Origin of the sequence: Methylobacterium indicum, assembly GCF_017347565.1 — a bacterium.
GTDB classification, from domain to species: Bacteria; Pseudomonadota; Alphaproteobacteria; order Rhizobiales; family Beijerinckiaceae; genus Methylobacterium; species Methylobacterium indicum.
In genome coordinates this window covers 2,764,943-2,791,286 of record NZ_AP024145.1, presented here as the reverse complement: position 1 = coordinate 2,791,286, position 26,344 = coordinate 2,764,943, and the positions used below count along the sequence as shown (strand labels likewise).

Annotated in this window: 24 protein-coding genes; 10 read left to right on the top strand and 14 right to left on the bottom strand. The window is 70.7% G+C overall.

Annotation, left to right across the window (positions count from 1 at the left end):
• Positions 1-32 precede the first annotated feature (32 nt).
• The 6 genes from miv_RS13070 to miv_RS13045 form a co-directional block, all read right to left on the bottom strand.
• Positions 33-1,568 carry an adenylate/guanylate cyclase domain-containing protein gene (locus miv_RS13070; RefSeq protein ID WP_244748986.1) on the bottom strand — a complete coding sequence of 512 codons (1,536 nt, stop codon included), beginning with the start codon at positions 1,566-1,568 and terminating at the stop codon, positions 33-35.
• 93 nt (positions 1,569-1,661) lie between these two features.
• A complete protein-coding gene (locus miv_RS13065; RefSeq protein WP_207183092.1) occupies positions 1,662-2,660 on the bottom strand; it encodes a peptide ABC transporter ATP-binding protein in 999 nt (332 codons plus the stop codon).
• Positions 2,657-3,709: an ABC transporter ATP-binding protein gene (locus tag miv_RS13060; protein WP_207183091.1), complete on the bottom strand. Its 1,053-nt coding sequence runs from the start codon at positions 3,707-3,709 to the stop codon at positions 2,657-2,659. The genes miv_RS13065 and miv_RS13060 overlap by 4 nt, the downstream gene beginning before the upstream one ends.
• A gap of 8 nt (positions 3,710-3,717) precedes the next feature.
• A complete protein-coding gene (locus miv_RS13055; RefSeq protein WP_207183090.1) occupies positions 3,718-4,629 on the bottom strand; it encodes an ABC transporter permease subunit in 912 nt (303 codons plus the stop codon).
• Positions 4,626-5,636, bottom strand: coding sequence for an ABC transporter permease subunit (locus miv_RS13050; RefSeq protein ID WP_207183089.1), 1,011 nt, complete (start codon positions 5,634-5,636; stop codon positions 4,626-4,628). Before miv_RS13050 ends, miv_RS13055 begins: the two co-directional genes overlap by 4 nt.
• Before the next feature lie 10 nt (positions 5,637-5,646).
• Positions 5,647-7,242, bottom strand: coding sequence for an ABC transporter substrate-binding protein (locus miv_RS13045; RefSeq protein WP_207183088.1), 1,596 nt, complete (start codon positions 7,240-7,242; stop codon positions 5,647-5,649).
• Between the two features lie 200 nt (positions 7,243-7,442).
• Here miv_RS13045 and miv_RS13040 point away from each other — a divergent pair, with 200 nt between their 5' ends.
• On the top strand, positions 7,443-7,670 hold the full coding sequence (locus miv_RS13040; protein WP_048425902.1) for a hypothetical protein: 228 nt from the start codon (positions 7,443-7,445) through the stop codon (positions 7,668-7,670).
• Positions 7,671-7,811: 141 nt separating this feature from the next.
• Here the strand turns inward: miv_RS13040 and miv_RS13035 are convergent, their stop codons facing one another.
• Genes miv_RS13035 through pabB form a run of 3 tightly spaced genes read right to left on the bottom strand, consistent with a single transcriptional unit; the run spans position 7,812 to position 10,646 of the window.
• Positions 7,812-8,657 (bottom strand): aminotransferase class IV, encoded by an 846-nt coding sequence (locus tag miv_RS13035; protein WP_207183087.1) that lies wholly within the window; start codon positions 8,655-8,657, stop codon positions 7,812-7,814.
• Positions 8,644-9,255, bottom strand: a complete 612-nt coding sequence (locus miv_RS13030; RefSeq protein WP_048425900.1) for an anthranilate synthase component II — start codon at positions 9,253-9,255, stop codon at positions 8,644-8,646. The genes miv_RS13035 and miv_RS13030 overlap by 14 nt, the downstream gene beginning before the upstream one ends.
• Positions 9,252-10,646: an aminodeoxychorismate synthase component I gene (gene pabB / locus miv_RS13025; RefSeq protein ID WP_207183086.1), complete on the bottom strand. Its 1,395-nt coding sequence runs from the start codon at positions 10,644-10,646 to the stop codon at positions 9,252-9,254. Before pabB ends, miv_RS13030 begins: the two co-directional genes overlap by 4 nt.
• 176 nt (positions 10,647-10,822) lie before the next feature.
• Here pabB and rimO point away from each other — a divergent pair, with 176 nt between their 5' ends.
• The gene (gene rimO, locus miv_RS13020) at positions 10,823-12,139 is read left to right on the top strand and encodes a 30S ribosomal protein S12 methylthiotransferase RimO (protein WP_048431575.1); all 1,317 of its coding nucleotides are present in this window, start codon (positions 10,823-10,825) and stop codon (positions 12,137-12,139) included.
• A gap of 323 nt (positions 12,140-12,462) precedes the next feature.
• Positions 12,463-12,948, top strand: coding sequence for a hypothetical protein (locus tag miv_RS13015; RefSeq protein ID WP_207183085.1), 486 nt, complete (start codon positions 12,463-12,465; stop codon positions 12,946-12,948).
• A gap of 33 nt (positions 12,949-12,981) precedes the next feature.
• Here the strand turns inward: miv_RS13015 and pncA are convergent, their stop codons facing one another.
• Both pncA and miv_RS13005 read right to left on the bottom strand, forming a co-directional pair.
• A complete protein-coding gene (pncA, locus tag miv_RS13010) occupies positions 12,982-13,611 on the bottom strand; it encodes a bifunctional nicotinamidase/pyrazinamidase (RefSeq protein ID WP_207183084.1) in 630 nt (209 codons plus the stop codon).
• A gap of 60 nt (positions 13,612-13,671) precedes the next feature.
• Positions 13,672-14,646 carry a quinone oxidoreductase family protein gene (locus miv_RS13005; protein WP_207183083.1) on the bottom strand — a complete coding sequence of 325 codons (975 nt, stop codon included), beginning with the start codon at positions 14,644-14,646 and terminating at the stop codon, positions 13,672-13,674.
• A 133-nt stretch (positions 14,647-14,779) separates the two neighbouring features.
• On the opposite strand from miv_RS13005, the gene miv_RS13000 reads away from it, so the two are divergent.
• Both miv_RS13000 and miv_RS12995 read left to right on the top strand, forming a co-directional pair.
• Positions 14,780-15,994 (top strand): UbiH/UbiF family hydroxylase, encoded by a 1,215-nt coding sequence (locus miv_RS13000; protein WP_244748985.1) that lies wholly within the window; start codon positions 14,780-14,782, stop codon positions 15,992-15,994.
• 244 nt (positions 15,995-16,238) lie between these two features.
• A complete protein-coding gene (locus tag miv_RS12995; RefSeq protein WP_048428690.1) occupies positions 16,239-17,087 on the top strand; it encodes a GNAT family N-acetyltransferase in 849 nt (282 codons plus the stop codon).
• A gap of 164 nt (positions 17,088-17,251) precedes the next feature.
• On the opposite strand, the gene miv_RS12990 is transcribed toward miv_RS12995, so the two are convergent.
• Complete coding sequence (locus miv_RS12990; protein WP_207183081.1) at positions 17,252-18,475, bottom strand: patatin-like phospholipase family protein; 1,224 nt, start codon at positions 18,473-18,475, stop codon at positions 17,252-17,254.
• 482 nt (positions 18,476-18,957) lie between these two features.
• Between miv_RS12990 and miv_RS12985 the strand changes: the two genes are divergently transcribed.
• The gene (locus miv_RS12985) at positions 18,958-20,013 is read left to right on the top strand and encodes an HpcH/HpaI aldolase/citrate lyase family protein (protein ID WP_048428692.1); all 1,056 of its coding nucleotides are present in this window, start codon (positions 18,958-18,960) and stop codon (positions 20,011-20,013) included.
• Positions 20,014-20,136: 123 nt separating this feature from the next.
• On the top strand, positions 20,137-20,502 hold the full coding sequence (gene hspQ, locus miv_RS12980) for a heat shock protein HspQ (protein WP_048428694.1): 366 nt from the start codon (positions 20,137-20,139) through the stop codon (positions 20,500-20,502).
• Between the two features lie 132 nt (positions 20,503-20,634).
• Here hspQ and miv_RS12975 read toward each other — a convergent pair whose 3' ends face one another.
• The gene (locus tag miv_RS12975; RefSeq protein ID WP_048461214.1) at positions 20,635-21,384 is read right to left on the bottom strand and encodes an invasion associated locus B family protein; all 750 of its coding nucleotides are present in this window, start codon (positions 21,382-21,384) and stop codon (positions 20,635-20,637) included.
• Between the two features lie 330 nt (positions 21,385-21,714).
• Between miv_RS12975 and miv_RS12970 the strand changes: the two genes are divergently transcribed.
• Together miv_RS12970 and miv_RS12965 are read left to right on the top strand one after the other, a co-directional pair.
• Positions 21,715-23,097: an AMP-binding protein gene (locus miv_RS12970; RefSeq protein WP_244748983.1), complete on the top strand. Its 1,383-nt coding sequence runs from the start codon at positions 21,715-21,717 to the stop codon at positions 23,095-23,097.
• A gap of 198 nt (positions 23,098-23,295) precedes the next feature.
• Entirely contained in the window at positions 23,296-23,640 is a 345-nt protein-coding gene (locus miv_RS12965) for a type 1 periplasmic-binding domain-containing protein (RefSeq protein WP_048431385.1), read from the top strand.
• A gap of 119 nt (positions 23,641-23,759) precedes the next feature.
• On the opposite strand, the gene recG is transcribed toward miv_RS12965, so the two are convergent.
• Entirely contained in the window at positions 23,760-25,871 is a 2,112-nt protein-coding gene (gene recG, locus miv_RS12960) for an ATP-dependent DNA helicase RecG (RefSeq protein WP_207183080.1), read from the bottom strand.
• A 170-nt stretch (positions 25,872-26,041) separates the two neighbouring features.
• Here recG and miv_RS12955 point away from each other — a divergent pair, with 170 nt between their 5' ends.
• Entirely contained in the window at positions 26,042-26,338 is a 297-nt protein-coding gene (locus miv_RS12955; protein WP_048431383.1) for an FAD assembly factor SdhE, read from the top strand.
• Positions 26,339-26,344: the final 6 nt, after the last annotated feature.

Genomic DNA, 26,344 nt, shown 5'->3' with positions numbered 1-26,344 from the left:
GCGGCCACCCGCGGGACCGGTCCCACCCGGCCCTACTCGGCGACGTGGACGACGATCGGCTGGGCGCGGCCGCGCAGGGTCAGCGGCAGGCTGCGGGTGAAGCGGCCCGCCGCCGCCGGCCCGGCGGCGGTCAGGCAGCCCTCGGAGACGAGGATGCGGCCGCCGACCTCGCGGGTGGCGGATTGCAGGCGGCTCGCCACGTTGACGACGTCGCCGATCACCGTGAACTCGACCCGCTGGTCGGCGCCGATCGTGCCGATCACCACCGGGCCGCAATGCACGCCGACCGCGACCCGTATCGGCTCGGCCCCGCGGGCGATGCGCTTGGCGTTCCAGGCGTCGATCTCGCGCTGGAGGTCGAGGGCGCAGGCGACCGCCCGGGCGGCGCCGTCGCCGCGCCCGTCGAGGCCCCCGAAGGTCGCCATGAAGCCGTCGCCGAGGAACTTGTCGAGGGTGCCGGCATGGCGAAACACCACCTTGCAGCTGCGCTCGCGAAAGCCGCCGAGGAGCGCGAAGGCCCGCTCCGGCCCCAGCTCCTCGCTCATGCCGGTGAAGCCGATCACGTCGGCAAACAGCACCGCCACCACCCGGGTCTGGGGCGCCCCGAAGCCCGCATGGGCCCGGGCGGCGAGCGCGTCGGCGACGTCGGGCGAGACGTAGCGGGCGAGGTCGGCCCGCACCACCTCGGCGCGGACCTGCGCCAGCATCGTGCCCCGGCCGCGCCACACCGCGATGGCGAGCAGCAGCGTGAACAGGCCGGTGACGATCCCTTGCGTCCACAGCGGGGTCAGGCCGACATAGGCCGGGTCGAGGAAGACCTTGAGGCTCTCCTCGCTGCGCAGACCCCCGTCGCGGACGGCGTCGGCGAAGCGCACGGTGTCCTCGCGGGCGTAGACCAGCCAGACGCCGAGCGACCAGATCGCGGCGATCCAGGTTCCGGTCCACAACACCGCCAGCGGCCGGTAGGTCAGCGCCGCCTCGCCGAGCAGCAGCAGCACGTAGAGGAATTCCGGGGTGCGCAGCCGGGTCTGGATCGGCCAGTCGACCCCGAGCCCGGCCGGCGGCGGCACGATGATGACGGCGCTCATCAGCGCCACGTCGAGCACCGTGAAGGCGAGCTTGATCGCCCAGGCGTGGCGGTGACGGCGCAGGCCGTAGGGAATCGTGCCCAGGACGAAGAACAGGCCGGCGGCGGCGAGGTAGTAGAGGCCGCGCGGCCAGGGCACCAGCACGACGAGCCACAGCGCCACCACCGCGATGGCGACGGCGCGGGCCCGGAACGCGAAGGCGAGGCCGGCGAGCTCGGCGTGGCGCACGTTCTCGGCCAGCCGCCCGCGGGCCCGGGGCGGCAGCCTTCCGGCGAGCCAGTGGCGCAGGCGCGCGACCCGCAGGCTGGTGCGGAAGGCGAGCACGCGGGCGAGCCCGGCGCGGGCCAGGCGCGCGGCCCTCGGCTTGGACGACGCCTTGGGCGACGACTTGGACGACGTCTTGGACCACGCCTCGGGCGCGGCCTGCGGCGTCGGAAAGGGATCGGGCGACGGCTCGGCCGCCGCGATGGGCTCGCTCACGGATCCGGTCGCTGGGCTCCCGCTACCCTCCCTATGGTAGGGCGCGGGAGGGCCGGCGCGTAGCCCCGGGCGGGTGACCGGGAGGTGTAACGGTCAGACCGCGACCGCCCGCCCCTCGGCCTCGTCCAGAAACTCCTCGGCGTAGTGGCAGGCCACCGCCCGGCCGGCGAGCGGCCGCGGGACCGGCCGTTCCTGGCGGCAGCGGTCGGTGGCGTGGGGGCAGCGGGTCGAGAACACGCAGCCCTGCGGGGGATTGAGCGGCGAGGGCAATTCGCCCCGCAGGACGATCCGCTCGCGGGTGCGGGCGCCCACGCCCGGCGTCGCCGCCATCAGGGCCCGGGTATAGGGGTGGAGCGGGTTGGCGTAGATCGCGTCCTTCGGCCCCTGCTCCATGGCAAGGCCGAGATACATCACCAGCACGTCGTGGGCGATGTGGCGCACCACGCCGAGGTCGTGGGAGATGAACAGGTAGGCGAGGCCGAGTTCCGCCTGCAGGTCGGCCAGGAGGTTGAGCACCTGGGCCTGGATCGACACGTCGAGGGCCGAGACCGGCTCGTCGGCGACGACGAGCTTGGGCGACAGCATCAGGGCGCGGGCGATGGCGATGCGCTGGCGCTGGCCGCCGGAGAACATGTGGGGGTAGCGCGCGTCGTGCTCCGGGCGCAGGCCGACCTTGGCCATCATCGCCCGCACCCGCTCGCGGCGCTCCGATCCCGACAGGCCGGTATTGATGGCGAGCGGCTGCTCCAGGATCGCCCCGATGCGCTTGCGCGGGTTGAGCGAGCCGTAGGGGTTCTGGAACACCAGCTGCACTGTGCGGCGCAGGCGGCGGCGCTCCGATGACGGGGTATCGACGGCGTCGATCCCGTCGAGAGACAGGTCGCCGTCGGTCGGCGGCTCGATCAGCGTCACCATGCGGGCGAGGGTCGACTTGCCGCAGCCGGATTCGCCGACCACCGCCAGCGTCCGGCCGGGCTCGATCGCAAACGAGATGCCGCCCACCGCCTGGAGCCGGGCGGGCGCGCGAAACAGCCCGCGGCGGATCTCGTAGGTCTGGCGGAGATCGTCCGCGACGACGACGGGGGCGCTCACCGGACGGCCTCCGTGATGGCATCGGCGCTCGCGCCAACATCGGCGCTCGCGCCGACAGGGTGGTCCTGGCGGATGCGGGCGTCGCGGGAGGGGTCGCCGAGGGGGTAGTGGCAGCGGACCGAGCCGCCCTGCCAGGGCCGCAGGGCCGGCCGCTCGTTGCGGGAATGGTCGGTGGCGTAGGTGCAGCGCGGCGAGAACAGGCAGCCGCGGGGCCGGTCGTAGAGGCCCGGCACCACGCCCGGGATGGTGGCGAGCCGCCCGCCCTCGCTGCGCTCGGGCAGGGCCGCCAGCAGCGCCGCGGTGTAGGGGTGCTGGGGCGCGGTAAACAGGGTTTTTGCCGGCTGCTCCTCCATCACCTGGCCGGCATACATCACCATCATCCGGTCGGCGGTCTCGGCGACCACGCCCATGTTGTGGGTGATGAGCACCAGCGCCATGCCGCGCTCGCGCTGGAGCGAGAGCAGGAGGTCGAGGATCTGCGCCTGGATGGTGACGTCGAGCGCCGTGGTCGGCTCGTCGGCGATGAGGAGCTTCGGGTTGCAGGCGATCGCCATGGCGATCATCACCCGCTGGTTCATGCCCCCCGAGAGCTGGTGCGGATAGGACGACAGCCGGCTCTCGGCCGCCGGGATGCCGACCTGCTCCAGGAGTTCGATCGCCCGGCGTTTCGCCGCCTTGCGGTCGAGGCCGAGATGCTGGCGCAGGGACTCGGTGATCTGGAAGCCGATGGTGAAGCAGGGATTGAGGCTGGTGGTCGGCTCCTGGAAGATCATCGCCACGTCGCGGCCGGTGAGGCGGCGGCGCTCGCGGGCCGGCATCCCTGAGAGATCTCGGCCGGCGAAGGCGAGACGGTCGGCGGTGACCCGGCCCGGATAGGCGACGAGGCCCATCAGCGCCATCATGGTCACGCTCTTGCCCGAGCCGGACTCGCCGACGACGCCGAGCACCTCCCCCTCCTCAAGGGTCAGGCTGACGCCGTCGACGGCGCGAAGCGTCCCGCCGGCGGACGGGAAGGCGACGGAGAGGTTTTGGATGTCGAGGAGCGGCATCGGGCGCCTCACCGCTTCAGCTTGGGGTCGAGGGCATCGCGCAACCCGTCCCCGACGAGGTTGAAGGCCAGCACCGTGACCAGGATGATGAGGCCCGGGAAGGTCACCACCCACCAGGCGCGCAGCACGAATTCGCGGGCATCCGCCAGCATCGTGCCCCATTCCGGCGAGGGCGGCTGGGCGCCGAGGCCTAAGAAGCCGAGCGCCGCGGCATCGAGGATCGCGGTCGAGACGCCGAGCGAGGCCTGGACGATGAGGGGTGCGGCGCAGTTCGGCAGCACCTCCGACAGCATGAGGCGCAAGGGGCCGGCGCCGCTGACCCGGGCCGCCGTGACGTAGTCCTTCGATTTTTCCGCGATCACCGCCGCGCGGGCGATGCGGACGTAATGCGGCAGTACCACCACGGCGACCGCCAGCATCGCGTTCATCAGCCCGGGGCCGAGGATCGCCACGATGACGATGGCGAGCAGCAAGGACGGCAGGGTCAGGATGATGTCCATCACCCGCATGATGACGATGCCGGTGGCGCCGCCGACGAAGCCCGCGACCAGACCCAGCATCGTGCCGACGAGGATCGACACCGCCACCACCGCGACGCCGATCGACAGCGACAGCCGGGCGCCGTGGATCAGGCGCGAGAGGATGTCGCGGCCGATCGCGTCGGTGCCGAGCGGGTAGGTGAGCGAGCCGCCCTCCTGCCAGAACGGCGGCTTGAGGAAGGCCGCGTCGTTGGTGAGGTTCGGCGGATGCGGCGCGATCACGTCGGCGAAGACCGCCATCAGGAACACCGCGACGATCAGCGCGAGGCCGATCACCGCGCCCCTGTTGGCGCGAAAGCTCGTCCAGAACTCGGCGAGCGGGTGCGGCGGGCCGGCGGGGGCCGCCGAGGCGGCGGGAGTGTCGAGAAGTTCGGCGCTCATCGTGCGTGCCGGATGCGGGGGTTCACGAGGCCGTAGGCGAGGTCGACGAGGAGGTTCACCGCCATCACCACCGCGCCGATCAGCAGGATGCCGCCCTGGAGGACGGGGTAGTCGCGCCGGCCGATCGCCTCGATCAGCCACTTGCCGATGCCGGGCCAGGAAAAGATCGTCTCGGTCAGGATCGCGCCGGTGAACAGCACGCCGACCTGCAGCCCGATCACCGTGACGACCGGGATGAGCGCGTTGCGGAGCGCATGCAGCCCGACGATGCGCCAGGCCGGCAGGCCCTTGGCCCGGGCGGTACGCATGTAATCCTCGCCCAAGACCTCCAGCATCGCCGAGCGGGTCATGCGGGCGATGACCGCGAGCGGGACCGTGCCGAGCACCACCGCCGGCAGGACCAGGTGAGAGAGCGCGGAGGCAAAGGCGCCGGATTCGTCGGAGAGCAGCGTGTCGATCAGCAGGAAGCCGGTCACCGGCTCGATGAAGTACTGCACGTCGATGCGGCCCGAGACCGGCGTCCAGCCGAGCTGCACCGAGAACAGCAGGATCAGCAGCAGGCCCCACCAGAAGATCGGCATCGAGTAGCCGGTGAGCGACAGCCCCATCACCCCGTGGTCGAAGACCGAGTTGCGGCGGAGCGCCGCCAGGATGCCGGCCGGCAGACCGACGAGGAGCGCGAACAGGATCGCGCAGATTCCGAGCTCGATCGTCGCCGGAAACAGGCTGGCGAATTCGGCGATCACCGGTTCCTTGGTGCTGATCGAGCGGCCGAGATCGCCATGCGCCAGCCGCTCGAGATAGATGCCGTATTGCACGAGCAATGGCTTGTCGAAGCCGTACTCGGCGCGCAGTTCCGCGTGCCGCGCCGGATCGATGCCCCGCTCCCCCGCCATCGTCTCGATCGGGTCGCCGGGCACCAGGCGGATCAGGAAGAACGCCACCAGGGTGATCCCGAGGAAGGTCGGGATCACCAGGGACGCGCGGGTCAGGAGGAAGCGGAGCACGGGAGGACCGTTACTTCAGGCTGACGCCGTAGAAGGTGTGGCGGCCGAACGGCGACAGCTTGAAGTCCACCACCTCCTTGCGCACCGGCTTCAGCTGCACCGCATGCGCGATGGTGAACCACGGCGCCTGCTCCTTGAACACCACCTGCGCCTGTTCGTAGAGCTTGGTGCGCTCGGCCTTGTCGGTGATGGTCTTGGCCTTGGTGACGAGGTCGTCGTAGGTCTTGTCGCACCACTTGGCGGCGTTGCCGCCGCCCTTCTCCGCCGCGGCGCAGCCGAGCAGGGTGTGGAGGAAGTTGTCCGGATCGCCGTTGTCGCCGGTCCAGCCGAACATCGCGGTCTGGTGCTCGCCGTCCTGGATGCGCTTGCGGTACTCGCCCCACTCGTAGGACTTGATCTCGGCCTTCACGCCGATCTTGGCGAGGTCGGCCTGCATCAGCTCGGCGATGCGGCGGGCATTCGGGTTGTAGGGCCGCTGCACCGGCATCGCCCACAGGTCCATCGCGAAGCCGCTGCCGAGGCCGGCCTCGGCCAGAAGCTTCTTCGCCGCGTCCGGATCGTAAGGGTCGTCCTTCACCGCGTCGTTGTAGGACCACAGGGTCGGCGGGATCGGGTTCTTGGCGGCGACGCCGGTCGACAGATAGACCGCGTCGATGATCGCCTTCTTGTTGATCGCCATATTCAACGCCTTGCGCACGCGCACGTCGTCGAACGGCTTCTTCTTGGTGTTGTAGGCCAGGTAGCCGATGTTGAGGCCGGGCTGCTCCAGCACCTGGACGTTGGCGTCCTTGCGCATCGCGTCGACGTCGGCCGGGTTCGGGTAGGGCATGACGTGGCACTCGCCCTTCTGGAGCTTGGCCCAGCGCACCGAGGCATCCGGCGTGATGGCGAAGACCAGGTCGTCGAGGGCGGCCTTGCCGGCGTAGTATTGCGGGAAGGCGCGGTAGCGGACGATCGCGTCCTTTTGATATTGCAGCAGGTAGAACGGACCGGTGCCGATCGGCTCCTGGTCGAGCTTGTCCGGCGTGCCGGCCTTCATCATCGCGTCGGCGTATTCCTTCGACTGGATCGCCGCGAAGGGCATGGCCAGATCGGCGAGGAACGGCGCCTCGGGCCCGGTCAGGGTGAAGCGGACCGTATAGTCGTCCACCTTGTCGAGCGACGAGAGGAGCTTGGGCAGCCCCATGTCGTTGAAATAGGTGTGGTTGGAGCTGGTCACCCGGAAGAACGGGTTGTTCTCCTTCCACTGCCGCTCGAACGAGAAGATCACGTCGTCGGCGTTGAAGTCACGGGTCGGCTTGAAGATCTTGTTGGAGTGCCACTTCACGCCCTTGCGCAAGTGGAAGGTGTAGGTCTTGCCGTCCTCGGAGACGTCCCATTTCTCGGCGAGGTCGGGCACCACGTCGGTGGTGCCGCGCGCGAAATTGACGATGTTGGAGTAGATCTGCGAGCCGGCATCGAACGAGGTGCCGGTGGTGTTCACCGCCGGATAGAAGTTCTCCGGGCTGCCCTCGGAGCAGTAGACCAGCGTCTTGGCGCCGGCGGGCAGGCTTGCCGCCAGGGCGGTCGCGGCACCGAGAACCACCGCCAGGGACGCGCGCTTCATGCTATGATCTCCGATCGAGGGCCTGACGGCCTTGCTTGCGCCACTTCTGGCGGGTTTCCGATCTTTTTCGCAAGGCCCCGGCGGATGGGACGCACAGTCGCGTAACCTTCCGGGTGATTGTGTTCGGGTCGGAAGTCGTGTCTGGTTTCGGACGGATCGTCGGAGCGGACCCCCGCCGTGACGGTCGGTTCGGAGGCCGCGTGGCGCCTGACTCTTCACCCGCGGCGGAGCGCCCGACGGTCGCGCAGGCCTGTCGCGGCATCGCCCGGCAGCTCGCCGTGCTCGACGAGCGCCGGCGTCGGGGACTGCCGACCGGGCGCACCGAGGAGGCCCTGCGCGTCCTGCGGGTCGAGCTCGGCCTCGCCTATGCCCGCGAGGCGATCGGGGTGGCGGAGCTGCGCCACCGGATGACGGGGCAGGCGGAGTGAGCGCGGGCCTGACGCTGTCGAAGACCGGTTCGTGAACCCTCCCCCCTCTCCCCGCCCGCAGGGACAGGAGGAAACCCGTGCGTTCTCGTCTCCGGTCGTTCTTCCGGGCTGTTCTGCCCGCAGAGGCTGGCAGCGGCGCCGTCAGCCCTCCACCGCCATCCCGCAGGCCTGCCCGATCTCGCGCGACAGGGCCCCGCGCAGGGCCAGCACCGCCGGATGCCCGGCGCTGGCATAATCCCGCGCCCCGATCCGCCGCACCGGCGCGACCAGCCGCAGGGAGTTGGTGAGGAAGACCGCCTCGGCTTGCGCCAGATCCTCGGGTGTCACCGTCCGCTCGGCCGCGTCGAGGCCGAGGCCGGGGGCGAGCGCCAGCACCCGGGCGCGCACGATGCCGGCGAGCACCCCCTCGTCCAGGGGCGGCGTCACCACCTCCCGCCCGGACACCGCGAACAGGGTGCCGATGCCCGCGCAGGCGACCCGGCCCTGCATGTTGAGGAAGACCGCCTCGTCGTGGCCTTGGGCCCCGGCGGCCTCGGCGGCCAGCACCGCGTCGAGGTAGCCGAGCGTCTTGTGGCGCGAGGTCGGCGAGGTCTCGTTGCGGCGGATCGCGCTCCAGCCGAGGGAGACCTCCGAGAATGCCGTGCCGGGCCGCCAAGGCGCGGCGCTGGCCCACAGGACCGGCCGGGGCTCCGCCGGCGGGCGCAGGCCCCGCGGGCCGGAGCCGCGGGTCACGGTGGTGCGGATCGCCGCCCGCTCGTACCCGGCGGCCACCGCCCGCATCGCCGTCCTCGCCTCACCCTCGTCGAGCGCGAAGCCGAGGGTGGCGGCGGCGCGGCTCAAGCGGGCCAGATGCGCCTCCTCCTCCACGATCCGGCCACCCAGCGCCAGGGCGGTGTCGAACACCCCGTCGCCGAGCAGCAGGCCGCGATCGGCGAGGTCGAAGGGCTGAACCGTGTCCTCGTGGAGCGCCCCGTCACGCCACAGCACGGGATGCCCCTCCCTCCGCGTGCCAGCGCCGGGCGAGATCGAGAAAATTGCCGAACAGGGCGTGGCCGTGCTCGGTCAGCACCGATTCCGGGTGGAACTGCACCCCGTAGGTCGGGTGGCGGCGGTGCGAGAGCGCCATCACCTCGCCCTCGGGCGAGACCGCATCGACCGTGAGGTGCGGGTCCATCGCGGCCTGCGGCGTCACGATCAGCGAGTGGTAGCGCCCGACGGTGAGCGGCGCCGGCAGGCCGTGGAAGAGGTTGCGGCCCTCATGCGCGATCGCCGTCGCCTGGCCGTGGAGGGGCCGCGCCGCCCGCTCGACCCGGCCGCCGAAGGCCGCCCCGATGCATTGGTGGCCGAGGCAGACCCCGAGCAGCGGCACCGCGCCCGACAGCTCGCGGATCGCCGGCAGCGACACCCCGGCCTCCGTCGGGCTGCAGGGCCCGGGCGAGATCACCACGGCCTGCGGGGCCAGCGCCCGGATCCCCGCGACGTCGAGGGCGTCGTTGCGCGCCACCCGGACCGCTTCGCCCAGTTCCTCGACGTAGCGCACCACGTTGAAGACGAAGGAATCGTAGTTGTCGATGACGAGGATCATGCGCCCTCCCCGGTCGCGAAGGCCGAGAAGACCCGCTCGGCCTTGGTCAGGGTCTCGCGGTACTCGGAATCGGGGTCGGAGAGCAGGGTGACGCCGCCGCCGGCCTGGAGCACGGCGCGGGTGGCGTCGAGCATCACCGTGCGGATCGCGATGCTGGTGTCGAGGCTGCCGTCGAACCCGATCCAGCCGATGGCGCCGCAATAGGCCTCGCGGGCATCGCCCTCGATCTCCGTGATGATGTCCATGGCGCGCAGCTTCGGCGCCCCGGTGATCGATCCGCCCGGGAAGGTCGCGGCGAGGAGGTCGAGCCCGTCCGCCCCGTCCTTGAGCGTGCCGGTCACCGCCGAGACGAGGTGGTGGACCCCGGCATAGGTCTCGATCCCGCACAAGCTCGGCACCGCGACGCTGTGGGGCGCGCAGATCCGCGACAGGTCGTTGCGCAGGAGATCGACGATCATCACGTTCTCGGCCCGCTCCTTGGGGTCGGCGGCGAGCGCCTCGGCCCGGGCCCGGTCCTCCGCCGGGTCGGCGGCGCGGCGCGCCGTACCCTTGATCGGCCGGGTCTCGACCGCGCGGCGATCGAGGCGCAGGAAGCGCTCGGGCGAGGACGAGGCGAGGGTGAGCCCGTCGCCCTCGAGATAGGCCGCGAAGGTCGCGGGGTTCCGCGCGCGGAGCCGCCGGTAGAACGCGAAGGCGTCGAAGCCCGGCGGCAAGGCGGCCTCGAAGCGCTGGGCGATGTTGGCCTGGTAGATGTCCCCGGCCCGGATGTAGTCGCGCACCCGCTCGACCGCCCCGGCATAGGACTCGGCCGTGAAGTTCGAGCGCCAGGCGAGCGGCGCGACCGGGGCCGGCGCGGTGTCCGGCGCCGGGGCCGCCAAGGCCGCCTCCAGGGTGTCGAGGTCGGCAGCGGCCTTGGTCGCGCGGGCGGCCGGATCGGTCTCGGGAAAGCCGGTGGCGATCAGCCGGCAGGTGCCGGCGCGATGGTCGAAGGCGACGACCGTGGCGTAGAGGCTGACCGCGAGGTCGTCGGCGAGGCCGGCGCGCCGGGCCGGCGGCGCCACCCGCTCCAGGCTCGCGCCGAGATCGTAGGCGAAGTAGCCGATCGCCCCGCCCTGGAATGGCGGCAGGTCGGGATCGGCCTCGATCCGGTAGGGCGCCAGCACCGCCCGCAGGGCCTCGAGGGGCGTGCCCGGCACCGCCGCGCCGTTCCAGGTCGCCCGGCCGTCCCGCGCGCGAAAGGTCCCGAACGGCGCGGCGGCGAGGTAGGAGTGGCGCCCGAGCGTGTCGTGCCGCATCGCGCTGTCGAGGAGCGCGAGCCGGCCGAGGCCGGCCCCGCGCAGGCGGGCGGCCGCATCGGCGGGATCGAGCGGGGGAAACGGGCGGCTCCACATGGCGCCGTGATAGCGGAGGCGGGGGGGAGAGCGGAAGCCGTCCGTCGGTCGGAAGGCCCGCCCCGTGACGCCCGCCCTCCCCTGTGCTAGAGCCCTGCCCCAGCACCCTTCCCTAAATCCTTGATCCCGCTTGCTGCCGCCTTGGCCGTGGGCCGGTGTCCCATCCCGCCGTCGCCATGAACGCACCCGCCCCCAAGATCTCCTTCGTGTCGCTCGGCTGCCCCAAGGCGCTGGTCGATTCCGAGCGCATCCTCACCCACCTGCGGGCCGAGGGCTACGAGCTGGCGCGCAAGCACGACGGCGCCGACGTGGTGATCGTCAACACCTGCGGCTTCCTCGATTCGGCCAAGGCCGAGTCGCTGCAGGCGATCGGCGACGCGATGGCGGAGAACGGCCGGGTGATCGTCACCGGCTGCATGGGCGCGCAGCCGGAAGAAATCCGCGAAAAGTACCCGAACCTGCTCGCGGTGACCGGGCCGCAGGCCTACGAATCGGTGGTGGCGGCGGTCCACGAGGCGGTGCCCCCGGCGCACGATCCGTTCCTCGATCTCGTCCCGCCCCAGGGCGTCAAGCTGACGCCGCGGCATTACGCCTATCTGAAGATCTCGGAGGGCTGCAACAACCGCTGCACCTTCTGCATCATCCCGCAACTGCGCGGCGATCTCGTCAGCCGTCCGGCGGCGGACGTGCTGCGCGAGGCCGAGAAGCTGGTGAAGGCCGGCGTCAAGGAATTGCTCGTCGTCTCGCAGGATACCAGCGCCTACGGCATCGACACCCGCTACGCCACGAGCCCGTGGCGCGACCGCGAGGTGCGGGCCCGGTTCTACGACCTCGCCAAGGAACTGGGCGAACTCGGCGCCTGGGTGCGCCTGCACTACGTCTACCCCTACCCGCATGTCGACGAGGTCATCCCGCTGATGGCCGAGGGCAAGGTGCTCCCCTACCTCGACATGCCGCTCCAGCACGCGAGCCCGACGGTGTTGAAGCGCATGCGCCGCCCGGGCAACCAGGAGAAGATGCTGGAGCGCATCCGCTCCTGGCGCACCACCTGCCCGGACCTCGCCATCCGCTCGACCTTCATCGTCGGCTTCCCGGGCGAGACCGAGGAGGAGTTCGAGGAGCTGCTGACCTGGCTCAAGGAAGCCAAGCTCGAGCGCGTCGGCTGCTTCCAGTACGAGCCGGTGCGCGGCGCGCCTGCCAACGCCGTCGCGGAGGCGGTACCGGACGAGGTGAAGGCCGAGCGCCAGCGCCGGTTCATGGAGACGCAACAGGCGGTCTCGCTCAAGCTCCAGAAGGCCAAGGTCGGCAAGCGCCTGCCGGTGATCATCGACGCCGCCGGCCCGACCGTCGCCAAGGGCCGCTCGAAGTACGATGCGCCGGAGATCGACGGCAACGTCCACGTCGCCTTCCGCCGCCCGGTCCGGGTCGGGGATATCGTGACGGTGAAGATCGAGTCGGCGGATGCCTACGACCTGCACGGGGTGGCGGTTTAGTCGGTGGATGAGGCGGCGCGCGTGAACTCGCGGCCGAGCGCGCCGACCAGCGGCTGTACCCCCTTGCAGTCTTTTTCAAGGCTCCGGCGCTCGATAATGTCGGCGCCGGAATAGCGTCATGCTGCCGGATTGCGCATCTGTCAGCAGACGTTCCGGCGTTCTTCCGGCGCGGTTCGCCCGGCCATTCTAGACTAAGAAATATTTTTGATCTCAATAATGAGTCAGGCGCATGCTCATTCAGTTTCTTGCCGTTTCTAATCTGGCAGGACATTATTCGAAATGCCCGACATGCCACAAACTATTTTTATTGCTAGGAGATTATTATGGGAATATTGAGGAATAATTTATTAAGAAAGTATTCTTTATGTCTTGTTTTATTGATGCCCTTATGCGCTTGCCTAGATTTTGACGACGAGCGCGAAGACAATGAAATTTATAAACTATATTCTACAAGACAAGGCTCCTTTGATTTGAAAATTTCAGAATTGTTTCCGGAGGAGTGGGAATTTGTCTGCGTTATGCCTCCAGGTAGCAGCCCTTCGATATTGCTTAAGCACCTTCTTCCTGACAGTTCTGATAAAAATTTAAATGTTGCAGATCCGGAAGATTTTCCTGACCATTTATGGAAATTCATACTTGTTGATAAAACCAGAGAAAAAATTCGGTTATTGCAACTAGATAAAAGAGACTTTACTTTCAGAGAAGAAGTATTTTGCGCCAGCGCGAAAGGCATGAAGCTTTATTTTACTGAGAAAAAAGATAGCTCGTACGGAAGGGAAAGATCGAATTTCTTGGTGGAGGTCAGGTAGCACGTACTCCTGTGAGACGCAGATCGACCTGCCCTACCCCCCGATCGCCCCGCTCCCCACCCGCTCCACCCCGGCCGCCGCCATGGCCTCCCAGGCGCGCGCCAGCGAGCCGCCGAGGTTGATCCCCCGGCAGGCCTCCTCGACCACCACCGCCGCGAACCCCGCCTCCCGCGCGTCGAGGGCGCTCCAAGCGACGCAGTAATCGGTGGCGAGCCCGCACAGGACCACCCGGGTGAGGCCGCGCTCGCGCAGGTAGCCGGCGAGCCCCGTCGGGGTGGTGCGGTCGGCCTCGCGGAAGGCCGAGTAGCTGTCGATCCCCGCCCGGTAGCCCTTGCGCAGGATCAGTTCGGCGTGGGGCAGGTCGAGCTCCGGCGAGAGTTCCGCGCCGGGCGTACCCTGGATGCAGTGCTCCGGCCACAGCACCTGCTCGCCGTAGGGAAGCCGCACGGTCTCGAAGGGCTGCCTGCCCGGATGGCTCGTCGCGAAGGAGGCGTGGCCGGCCGGGTGCCAGTCCTGGGTCAGGACGACGTGCCGGAACCGGCGCCCCAGCGCGTTGATCGGTCCGATCACCGCGTCCCCGTCCGGCACCGCGAGCGCGCCGCCGGGCAGGAAATCGGCCTGGACGTCGATGACGAGGAGGAGGTCGGTCTCGGTCGGGTGCATGGTGCCGCGATCTCCGGGCATCCGGGGCGGGGGCGTCCCGGATGCCGCGGGGTCAGCCTATCAGGGATGCATCACCGTGGCGCCCGTCGTCTGGCGCCCGGCGAGGTCGGCATGGACCCTCTGCGCGTCGGCGAGCTTCGCCCGGGCATGGACTGGGATCTTGACCGCGCCGCTCTTCACCACCTCGAACAGGTCGGCGGCCATCTCGTCCAGCACCGCCCGGTCGGCGGTGTGGGTGAACAGGGTCGGCCGCGTGGCGTAGAGCGAGCCCTTCTGGGCCAGGAGGTTGATGTCGAACTGCGTCACCGGCCCCGAGGCGCTGCCGAAATTCACGAAATAGCCGAAGGGCCGGAGGCAATCGAGCGAGGCCGGGAAGGTCGCCTGGCCGACGCCGTCGTAGACCACCTGGCAGCCCTTGCCGCCGGTGATCTCCTTGACCTTCGCGGCGAAGTCCTCGTCCCGGTACAGGATGACGTGGTCGCAGCCGTGCTCGCGGGCGAGCGCGACCTTGTCGGGCGAGCCAACGGTGCCGATCACAGTGGCGCCGAGGTGCTTGGCCCATTGCGTCGCGATCAGCCCGACGCCGCCGGCGGCGGCGTGGAACAGGATCGTGTCGCCGGGCTGGACCTTGTAGGTGCGGCGCAGCAGGTACTGGGTGGTGAGGCCCTTCAGCATCATCGCGGCGGCGGTGTCGTCGTCGATGCCGTCGGGCACCCGCACCACGGACTTGGCGTCGATCACCACCTCCTCGGCATAGGTGCCGGAGGCCGAGCCGTAGGCGACCCGCTCGCCGGGTGTGAAGCCGGTGACGCCCTCGCCCACCGACACCACGGTGCCGGCGCCCTCGTTGCCCGGGGTGAAGGGCAGCTGGGGCGCCTTGTAGAGGCCGGAGCGGAAGTAGATGTCGATGAAGTTGACGCCGATCGCGCTCTGGCGCACCCGGATCTGGCCGGGGCCGGGCTCGCCCACCGTGACGTCCTCGTAGCGCATCACCTCGGGGCCGCCGTATTCGTGAATCCGGATCGCCTTCGGCATCGTTTCGCTCCCGTTCTGGTCTTGGTCTCCGGCCGGGATCATAGGTGGCGGCCGGGCTGCGGCAATGGCCGCGATGGCGGACCCGCCCTGCATGACCCAGATCTCCCGCACGCATCGATCGAGGATTGCCGTCGTGAGCCAGACCGCCGACCCGCAGACCGAAGGACCCCTCTACGACGTGGCGGTGGTCGGCGCCGGCGCGGTCGGCCTCGCCACCGCCCTGGCGCTCGCCCGCGACGGGGTGCGCACCGCCCTCGTCGGCCGCCACGCGCCCGTGGCCGACGGGCGCACCGTCGCCCTCCTCGACGGCTCGGTGCGGCTCCTGCGGGCGCTCGGCGCCTGGGAGGCGCTGGAGCCGCAGGCGGCGCCGCTCGCCGAGATGCACCTGATCGACGACACCGGCAGCCTGTTTCGTCCGCCGCCGGCCCGCTTCGTCGCCCGCGAGATCGGCCTCGACGCCTTTGGCTGGAACGTCGAGAGCGCCCGCCTCGTCGAGACCCTGCGGGCCCGCGCCCGGGCGGTCCCGGAACTGGTGCCGGTCGAGCACGATTCCGCCGGGTGCACCGTCGCGGCGGACCGGGCCGTGCTGGCATTGGAGGGCGGCGGGCACGTCGCCGCCCGCCTCGTCGTCGCGGCCGATGGCGGCGCCTCGCCCCTGCGCGAGGCGGCGGGTCTCGCGGCACGGCGCTGGACCTACCCGCAGAAGGCGCTGACCACGATCCTGGCGCATGCCCGCGACCACCGCGAGGTCTCGACCGAGTTCCACACCCGCGAAGGACCCTTCACCCTGGTGCCGCTGCCGGGCGGGCGCCGCTCCAGCCTGGTCTGGGTCTCGGCCGAGGCGCGGGCGGAGCGCCTCGCCGCCCTGGACGATGCGGCGCTCGCCGCGGCGATCGAGCGGCAGGCGCAGTCGATGCTGGGTGCGATGCGGATCGATGGGCCTCGCGGCCTCGTGCCGATGCGCGGCCTCTCGGTGCCGCGCCCGGTCGGCCCGCGCCTGGCCCTCGTCGGCGAGGCCGCCCACGTCTTCCCGCCGATCGGCGCCCAGGGGCTGAACCTGGGCCTGCGCGACGCCGCGGCGCTCCGCGACGCCGTGGCGGAGGGCGCGCGCGATCCCGGCTCGGAGGCGGTGCTGGCGGGCTTCGCCCGCGGCCGGGCCCTCGATGCCCGGTTGCGCACCGGCGCGGTCGACACCCTCAACCGCAGCCTGCTCACCGCCTTCCTGCCGAGCGACCTCGCCCGCGGCGCGGGGTTGCTGGCTCTCTCGACCATCGCCCCCTTGCGCCGCCTGGTGATGCGCGAGGGCGTGACCCCGCGGCTGGGGACGCCGACGCTGATGCGCGGGTGAGGGCGATCCGCGGGGGCATTCATCTGAATGGCATGACAAAGGCGTTGGCCCGGACGTTGAAGCGCGCCTGCGTCCGCGTCTTTCCGATCTCAGTTACCGAGGCAATTCTCCGCCAGCTTCACGCCCGGCTCGACCACGACAACCGGGTTCACCGATACAGCGCGCTCGGATACCGTTCCCCGTGCGAGCTTATCGCCCGATCGATCCACGAGCCCTGGTCCAGCCTTCAGAGGTAGCAGCGGTGATGGAACGGACGCTCGACCTTCGTCTGCGCACGATCGTCGAAGCTTATCGCTGGCAGCGGGGCCTCGGCCATCAGACCGTGGAGACGCAGTACGCCCGCGTGGTGAGGAACCCCGATCACCCGGAGGTCTGGGACGCGAACCACATCGATACAGTGACGGCTGAAACGCCCGAACAGATCGATGGCGTGTTCCAGGCCATGAGCGATCATTTGGGCCATTCTCCGTGGGGCGTGATCCATACCGATCCCTTCACCCCCGAACCTTTCACCGCGCGGCTCGCGTTGGACGGCTTCAAGGAGCAGCCGGCGGTCATCCAGATGCGGCTGGAGGGACAGGTTCGCGCGCGTTCCATTACCGACCTGAACCCGGTCGAAAACGAGTCTGATTGGGAGGCGTTGGCGGCCCTCGTGCGCCGGGACCATGAGGAGGGAGCGAGGACCGGTGGCGCAGTCCTCGCTCCAGAAGTGACGGATGGCATCGTCGCCGGCTACCGCGCCAAGCAGGGGGCTTACCGATTCCACCTCGCCTGCGTCGACGGCCAGCCCGTCGCCTACGGGGCTTCAGCCACCGCTCCCAGTGGAGCGGGCATCATCGAAGATCTGTTCACTCTGCCCGCTTACCGAAGGCAGGGCATCGCATCCGGTATGATCGCAGCCTTTGCGGGGGAACTTCGGGCCTGCGGCTGCAGCAGCGTTTTCCTCGGAGCCGTGGTCGGAGGACAAGCACGGTATCTCTATGCCAAGCTCGGCTTTCGACCTCTGCTGCTCACGCGCTGTTGGGTCAGGTCGCGCGCTCATGAACCCGAAAAGACCGAAGGCAGAACAACCCGTCTCACGCGCGATACCTGAGCCGTAGCGAGAGAGAGAACGCTGCCGACGCCGGGCGCCGATTCATGCTCTAGCTTGCTCCCTCGACATTCCGGGGTCTCGCCTGCGGCGGGACCCCGGAATGTCGGTTGGCCTGTACACCGATCCTGCTTTGTCGGACCTCCGACGAAGCTTCGCAGTGACTTCTACGGCGCGTTGCTGGCGCTGCGCCGGGTCGAGCTGGTCGCCATCGTGTCGAGCGAACAGTCGAAGGCGGTGCCGGCCCGCCCCAGCCGTTCGCCGTGCGCGAACAGGGCCCGCATATAGCCTTGCTCGAACGGCGCCTGCGAGACTTGGCCGAAGCGCTGGTCGATGGTGGCGACGTGGATCGGCGTGCCCGTGCGGGCGGCAAAGGCCTTCGTCACCGCGATGGCGCCGGCGGTCTGGGCCTTGATCATCGCCGAGAGCGAGCGGCCGAGGATGCTCAGCATCGAGCGCTGGGCGACCTGGAAGTCGGGCGCCTGCGAGGTGTTGACGACGACGTAGATCGCCGGCGCCGGCAGCTTGTCGTCTGCCGGCGATGCGCCCTCGACCTGCTCCAGCAACGAGCGGCCCGGCGCGACGAAGAACGGCGCGGTGGCGCCGCCATCGGCGTGCATCTCCTGGAAGCGCTTCCCGTCCGGGCCGGTCGCGTCGATCATCACCGGCGGGAAGATGCCGGGGATCGCCGCCGAGGCCAGCATCACCTCGCGGAAGAGCTTGAGCCCGGCGGGTCCGCCCGCCGTCGCGATGGCGCCCATGTCCCACAGGGTCGGGCGCAGGGAATCGAGCTCGGTGGTGACGACGAGGAGGCGCCGTCCCTTGCGGTGCTCGGCCGCCACGGCGGCGAGCAGCGCGGGCGTGACGCTGCGCTCGATGCCGCGCTTGAGCGGCCAGGTGTCGGTCAGGCTCTCCTGCCCGCCGCCGAACTCGAACACGTCCGCCGCGGAGGTGTCGGTATAGGCCTTCTCCAGGGCGCCGTCCTGCGAGGCACCCACGAAGGCGAAGGGCGCGATCAGCGCGCCGGTCGAGACTCCGGTGACCACGCCGAAATCCGGGCGCGTGCCCGCCTGGGTCCAGCCCTTGAGGAGACCCGCCGCGAAGGCGCCGTTCTCCCCGCCGCCCGACAGGGCGAGCCAGGGCGCGCGCGAGGCCATCGTGGCGCCGTCGAGAAAGCTCTTGAACGCCGCCGGGTCGTCGCCCGGCAGCCGCACCGTCGCGGGCAGGCCCTCGGGCCGGCCCGCCGCCAGTTGCTCCGCCGTGAAGCTCGCCCGAACGGTCGAGCGCTGCCGGTCCGCCACCGTGCCGGCCCGGGCCGGTCCCGCCGCCACCAGGGCGAGCGTCGCCATTGCCGCGCCGGCCAGCCGGCGTCGGCTCATCTCTTGCGACATGAGTGTCGATCCTCCGCCGCCCGCCTCGATCGGTGAACGCCGGGACCCCACGCCCGTTCCATCACGCACGTGCGAAAGGGCACGCGCGTCCAGGTTTCGCCCGGGTACCCGCCAGGTCACGGCGCGGATGTCCTCGGCCGTCGCTCAGTCCGGCCGCCGCACCGTCCGGGATCTTCTGTCCCTTCCCGCGCGGATGATGCTAACACTGAAATCAAACATCGCAAGTCTTCACGGGGTGACTTGAGGAGGTCGGTGGGGGGTCAATCGTGACGGGCCGCAGGCGGCGCGCGTCGCCGTTTCGGTCGCGAGGGCGGCCCGATCATCACGGCTCGTCTCACTCAGGACGCCCCGACCTTCTGCCGAGACGCGGGGCCCTTTACGGCCGCGGCGCCCCTGCACTAACCCTCGGGCACGGCCGGGCTTGCGCGAGAACGGGCTCGCGCCCCGAGCCGGCCGTGCCCGGGGTTGGAGACGATACGCCCATGAAACTGCCGCGCCGCTTCTTCCAGCCCCTGGCCACCGGGGCCCCGGCCCCGTTCCGCGAGCTACCGGTGCGCCTGGAGCGCATGATCCACTTCGTGCCGCCGCACAACGACAAGGTCCGGGCCCGGGTGCCGGAGCTGGCGCGACAGGTCGACGTGGTGCTGGGCAACCTCGAGGACGCGGTCCCGGCCGACCAGAAGCTGAACGCCCGCAAGGGCTTCATCGCCATGGCCCGCGACGTGGACTTCGCCCGGCACGGCACCGGCCTGTGGACCCGCGTCAACGCCCTCAACAGCCCGTGGCTGCTCGACGACCTGATCGAGATCGTGGCCGAGGTCGGCAGCAAGCTCGACGTCGTGATGGTGCCCAAGGTCGAGGGGCCGTGGGACATCCACTACGTCGACCAGCTGCTGGCCCAGCTCGAGGCGAAGGCCGGGGTCGCGAAGCCGATCCTGATCCACGCGATCCTGGAGACGGCGGAGGGTGTCGCCAACGTCGACGCCATCGCCTGCGCGTCGCCGCGCATGCACGGCATGAGCCTGGGCCCCGCGGATCTGGCGGCGTCGCGCGGCATGAAGACGACCCGGGTCGGCGGCGGCCACCCCGACTACAAGGTCATCGCCGACCCGACGCCCGGCGCCTCCGAGCGGGCGAGCGTGCAGCAGGACCTCTGGCACTACACCATCGCCCGGATGGTCGATGCCTGCCAGGCCAACGGCCTCAAGGCGTTCTACGGCCCGTTCGGCGATTTTTCCGATGCCGCCGCCTGCGAGGTCCAGTTCCGCAACGCCTTCCTGATGGGCTGTGCCGGCGCCTGGACCCTGCATCCGAGCCAGGTTGCCATCGCCAAGAGCGTCTTTGCCCCCGACACCGCCGAGGTCGCCTTCGCCAGGCGGATCCTGGAGGCGATGCCCGACGGCACCGGCGCGGTGATGCTCGACGGCAAGATGCAGGACGACGCCACCTGGAAGCAGGCCAGCGTGATCGTCGACCTCGCCAAGCTCGTCGCCGCCAAGGACCCCGACCTCGCCCGGGCCTACGGCCTGGACGCGTGACGCTCCCGGCATCGTGAGACCAGGGGGGCGGGACCTGCCTTGCGCGCGACCGGCGCGCCGGTGCAATCCCGCCCCCGTCATCCTATGTTGATGCCCATGCCCTTCGGACAGACCACCTCCGCCATGCCCGCCCCGCAGCCCGACGCCGCGCCGTCCGGCGCGGTCATCCGCCTCGCCCGGTTCAACATCGGCGACGTCGTGCGCCACCGGATCTACCCGTTCCGCGGCATCATCTTCGATGTCGACCCGGTCTTCGCCAACACCGAGGAATGGTGGCAGGCGATCCCCGAGGAGGTGCGGCCGTCCAAGGACCAGCCGTTCTACCACCTGCTCGCCGAGAACCAGGAGACCGAGTACGTCGCCTACGTCTCGGAGCAGAACCTGGTGCCGGACGAGTCCGGCGAGGCCCTGCGCCACGCCCGCATCGCCGAGATGTTCGAGCGCGACGCACGGGGCGGCTACCGCATGCGGAGCGACACGGCGAACTGAGCATCGCGATCCGTTCTTCGGACGGGATCGTCCGGGAACCGCACCAGGCGAACGAGAAAGGGCCGGGCGTCGCCGCCCGGCCCTTTCTCGTCTCCGGTCGCGGGCCGTGAGCCCGCGACGATGACGTCAGCCTTACTTGGCCGGAGCCGCCGCGGGGGCCGCGGCGCCCTTCTGCTCGAGCTGCTTGCGCATGTCCTCGGAGCGCTTCTCGAGCTCGGCCTGGAGCTTCTTCTGCTGCTCCTCGAGCACCTTCGGGTCGATCGGGGCGCCGTCGAAGGCCTTGCCGAAGCCGGCCAGCGGCACCGCGAAGGTGACCTCGCGCTGCATCTGGTTCTGCACGCTGACGTTCAGGGTCGTGCCCTTCTTCATCGCGGCGACGACGTCGTCCTTCAGGCCCGGGGCCTCGGCGAAGCAGCCGTTCGGGAAGCAGACGGCGTAGCGGCCGGCGGTCGGCTGGCCGTTATCGACCGTGAAGCGGATGCCGGGCTGCAGCAGCAGGCCGAGCGGCATCAGGAAGCGCACCACCTTCGAGCCCTGCGGGCCCTTCATGTCGTAGACCGCCACCGCCAGCACCGCCTGGCCCTGGTCGGAGACGAAGTCGCGGGTGGTGTAGCAGACCTCGTTGCCGCTGCCCTGGTCCTTGCCGCAGACCTTGGTCCAATCGGCCTGGGACGGCTCGGCCTTCACCTGCACGACCATCGGGCCGGTCTGCTGCTGGCCCTGCGCGGCGGGCGCCGCCGGGGCGGGGGCGGCCGGTGCCGGGGCGGCGGGCTTCTTCGGCTGGGCGAGCGCCGGGGCGGCCGCGAGACCGAGCCCGAGGCCGGCCAGGGCGAAAGCGGTGGCGACCTGGTGCGGGCGCGCGGGACGATTCGCGAAGAACATCAGGAGTGGACCCCTCAAACGGCAGGAAAGCCGAACGGCAAGAACGTCGGTGGCCGATGGCGCACGGACCCGCTGGGACGGGTGCGCCGGCGGCAGCGGAGCGCGACCGCAGGGCTCCGCCCGGCCTCCGGGGCGCCTGCTTTCCCCCGGATTGAGGCGAAGGCAAGGCCTGCCGGCTGCCGGCCGAGGGCCCCTTAGCCCATACGGCTGCCGACCGCGAGGGGGCCGGCCGGCTTAAAGCGGCCTTAACCATGCGGCGGCAGGATGCCGGGTGGGCCGGGATGCCCCTCGGGCCAGCGTGCCCGATGGGCTCAGGATGCCCGGCAGGCCTTGAGTGCGGACGGGGTGACGGCGGTGGCGGCTCAGGCGATGATGAGACGAGACGACGCGTCGTTCCCCTGCGTCACGGCGCCCGACCACGCCCCCGACCATGCGCCCTCCTCGGCCCCGATGGGCCTCGGCGCGCTGCTCGCCGCCGTCGCCGACCGGCATCCGGCCCGCATCGCCTTCGTCGATCAGGCGAGCAAGCCGGATTGGTGCGGCCGCCCCGCCATCGCCTGGACCTATGCCGCCGCCCGCGAGATCGTCGCGCGCCTGGCGGAGGGCCTCCAGCAGCTCCGGTTGCCGCCGAGGAGCCCCGTCGGCCTGTGCATGGCCGGCATGGCCGAGGCGCATCTCGCCTTCCTGGCGATCGAGCAGGCCGGCCACGTCCCCTGCCTGCTGCCCGTCACCTGGGACGAGGACCGGCTGCTCCAGGCCGTCGAGGCGGCGCAGATCCTCGCCATCCTGACCCAGGGCGTGCTCGGGGCCGAGCGGCCCGCCGAGACGATGTGCCGGGTCGCGATGCGCTACTTCCCGCTGCGCTTCGTCGCCGCCTTCGGTCCGCACGTCCCGGACGGCGTCATCAGCCTCGATCAGGTCGTCCTGGACCACCGCGGCGACGCCGCCGCCCTCGGCACCGGGCCGGCCGCCGGCCTCGTGACCTTCGCGCTGCCCGGCGCCGCCCCGGCCCGGCCCGCCGGCCCTCCCCCCGAGCCCGAGGGCGCCCCCCTGCCGGTGCGGCGCGAGGCCGAGGCGCTGACCGCCGCCGCCGCCGGCTGCCTGGCGCCGATGCGGGTCGAGCCGGGCGACCGGATCCTCAGCCTCCTGCCGCCGAGCGACCTCAAGGGCCTCGCCACCGGGCTCGCCGCCGCCCTGCTCGCCGGCGCCACCCTCGAATGCCATCCGGTCTTCGAGACCGGCGCCCTCTCGGCCGCCCTCGACCAGCCGGTGCCGACGCATCTCGTCGCCCCGGCCTGGATGGAGGCGGGTTTCGCCCGGACCACCGTGGCGGGCCGGCTGCGCACCCTCGCCTACGTCCATCGGGCGCCCTGCCGGCTCAGCGGCCGCCTGCCCGGGCGGGCCGGCGTGGTCGATATCCTGGCCTTCGACGAGACCGCGCTGCTCTGCGGCCGCCGTGACGCGCAGGATGTGGGCCTCGTCCTGGCGGCCCCGGAGCGGGCCGCATCGCCACGGGAGCAGGCCGCCGACCGGACCGGCCTGATGCAGCTCCGCCGCGACCCGGACGGGCGCCTGAGCTTCCGGGGAGCGGCCTGCACCGCCAGGATGTTGCATCGCGGTATCACGCTGGAAGAAAATCAGGATGGGTGGATGCCCTCCCGCTTCCGGCCGTCGCTCTTCGCCGGCGTCGCCACGGCGGTCGCGGAGGTCTAACGCGGCGCCGGCAAAATTCCGGCTCCGCTTCCGATCCAGAAAAGCCTCATTCCGGCAAGGGTTTGACCGATAGTCCAAAGGGTCTCTCCGGCCCCGGCTCGCCGGCCGACCGTCCCCCGGATGGTGAACCTTTGTCGGCTCACGGCGTTACTGCCCCGGTGCCTTCACGAAAGGCGCGCGATCGGCTAACGCTTGAACATGGGTGCGCTGCAAAAAGTTCTCGTCGTGGACGATGGCCATCGCGCCATCGACCGGGCCCTCTCCGCGGAGCTGGCCGAGCTGGGCTATGCCAGCGTCACCGCCTCCCTCGAGGCGGCGGACGATGTCCTGGCGATGATGCCGAACCCCGCGGCCGTGCTGCTGCACGTCCCGCGCCGCGATGCCGGCGGCACCTTCCGGCTCCAGTCCGAGCGCCTGCGCGAGCGTCTGCGCGGCGCCGGCGTCCCGGTGATCGAGGTCGACGCCGCCGGCCAGCAAACCGGCGCCCCGATCGACCTGCAGAGCCGCATCGGCACGCGGGTGCTGAACGAGCCGGAATTCTGACGAGCCCTTCGGATCTCCGATCCACGGCATCGTCCTGAGGCGGTCGGCGATCACCTCGGGACGATGCCGCGCATGAGGTGCGGGGAGTCCCGCGCCGTCGCGGTTCCCACCCGATCTCCTCACCCCGCCTGCAGCAGCTTCACCGCCGCGTCGCGCTCGAACAGGTAGAGCAGCGCCCGCAGGGCTTGCCCCCGCTCTGACTTCAATCCCGGATCACGCTCGACGACGAGCTTCGCGTCGTCGCGGGCCGCCACGATCAGGTCGCCGTCGGCTTCCGGCCGGGCGAGGCGGAAATTGGCCAATCCCGACTGGCGGGTGCCCAAAACCTCGCCCTCGCCGCGCAGGCGCAGATCCTCCTCGGCGATGCGAAAGCCGTCCTCGGTCTCGCGCATCATCTCGAGCCGGGCGCGGGAGACCTGGCCGAGGGGCCCCTTGAACAGGAGGAGGCAGGTCGAGGCGCCCGCGCCCCGCCCGACCCGGCCGCGCAGCTGGTGCAGCTGAGCGAGGCCGAAGCGCTCGGCATGCTCGATCACCATGACGGTGGCCTGCGGCACGTCCACGCCGACCTCCACCACCGTGGTGGAGACCAGGATCTTGGTGTCGCCGGCGGCGAAGCGCTCCATCGCCTCGTCCTTGTCCTTGCCCGGCATCTTGCCGTGAACGAGGCCGACATCCGCACCGAAGCGCTCGCGGAGCGCCGAAAACCGCTCCTCGGCGGCGGCGAGGTCGACGTACTCGGATTCGGCGACCAGCGGGCAGATCCAGTAGACCCGGTCGCCCTTGGCGAGCGCCCGCTCGAGGCCCAAAGTCACCTCCTCGATCCGATCGGTCGAGACCAGCACCGTCTTGATCGGCTGGCGGCCCGCCGGCTTCTCGTCGAGGACCGAAACCTCCATGTCGCCGAAATAGGTCAGCGCGAGGGTGCGGGGGATCGGCGTCGCGGTCATCACCAGGATGTCGACCGCCTCGCCCTTCCCCCCCAGCGCCAGGCGCTGGTGCACCCCGAAGCGGTGCTGCTCGTCCACCACCGCGAGGCCGAGATCGTGGAACGCCACGTCGTCCTGGAACAGGGCGTGGGTGCCGACCACGATGTGAATGCTGCCGTCGGCAAGTCCCGCGAGCGTCGCCCGGCGCTCCGCCACCCGGTCGCGGCCGGTGAGCAGCGCAAGCTTCAAGCCGACAGCCTCCACCATCGGCCGCAGGCGCTCGGCATGCTGGCGGGCCAGGATCTCGGTCGGTGCCATCATGGCCGCCTGGCGGCCGGCCTCGATCGCGGAGGCCATGGCGAGCAGTGCCACCGCGGTCTTGCCCGAGCCGACATCGCCCTGGAGCAGGCGCAGCATGCGCCGGTCCGAGCCCATGTCGCCGCGGATCTCGGCGAGCGCCCGGGTCTGCGCGCCGGTGAGCCCGAACGGCAGGCCCTCCTCGATCCGCCGCGACAGGGCACCGTCGCCGACATTGGTGCGGCCGTGCGGGCGATGCATGCGGCTGCGCACCAGCGCCAGTGCCAGCTGCGAGGCCAGAAGCTCGTCGTAGGCCAGCCGCCGCCGGGCCGGAGTCTTCAGATCCTCCTCGGTCTCGGCGGCCTCCGCCGGGCGGTGCTCGGTGCGCAACGCCTCGGCGAAGGCCGGCCAGCCCTGGCGGTCGAGGAAGGAGCGGTCCTGCCATTCGGGCAAGGTCGGCAGCCGGTCGAGGGCGGAGACCGCCAGCTTGCCGATCGCCCGCGAGGTCAGCCCCTCGGTGGCGCCGTAGATCGGCTCCACCGCCGGCAGGTCGGCCAGGCCCTTCTCGTCGAGGATGCGCGAGGGATGCACCATCTGGCGAAAACCGTCCCACAGCTCGATCCGGCCCGACACGTAGCGGTGGCTGCCGAGCGGCAGCATCTTCTCGATGCGGGCGCGCGGCAGGTTGAAGAACACCAGGGTGATGTCGCCGGTCTGGTCCTCGACCAGAACCCGGAAGGGTTTGCGGCCCGCACTCTGCGGCGGGCGATGGGCCACCACCGTGACCCCGAGCGTCACCGGCTCGCCGGGCGGCGCCTCGGCGATCGAGCCGCGCAGCTGCCGGGCGATGCCGCGCTGGGGCAGGTGAAAGAGCAGGTCGACCACCCGGGCCGGGCGCTCCGGCGTGCCGACGAGCTTGTCGATCAGCACGGCGACCTTGGGACCGGCCCCCGGCAGCACGGTCGCGGGGGCGAACAGGGGATCGAGCAGGGAGGGACGCAGCGACATCGGGGCGGAAGCGGAAGGGAGTCGGGGGCTCTATACACCACGGCGGCGCGGCTGCGGGACGCTCCATGTCGCATCGCGCGCCTCACGCCCCATATGGGCGGGGAAGGGTTTCGCACCCGCGCCCCGGGCGGTAAAGCCGTCCGGACCAGCCCGAGGATTTGTCTCAAGCGATGACCGGCACCACCCGCACCAGCGCCGACCTCGATCCGCGCCGCCGCCGCACGCTCTACCGCTCCTGGCACCGGGGCACCCGGGAGATGGACCTGATCATGGGCCGCTTCGCGGATGCCGAGATCGGGACCCTCACGGAGGAGGAGCTGGCCGATTTCGAGCTGCTGATCGAGGTGCCGGACCGCGACCTCTTCCGCTGGATCACCGACGAGGCCGAGGCGCCGTCGAACTACGACACCGCGGTCTATCGCCGGATGAAGGCGTTCCACCAGCACGGGGCGCCGGTGGATCTGTGAGGCGGT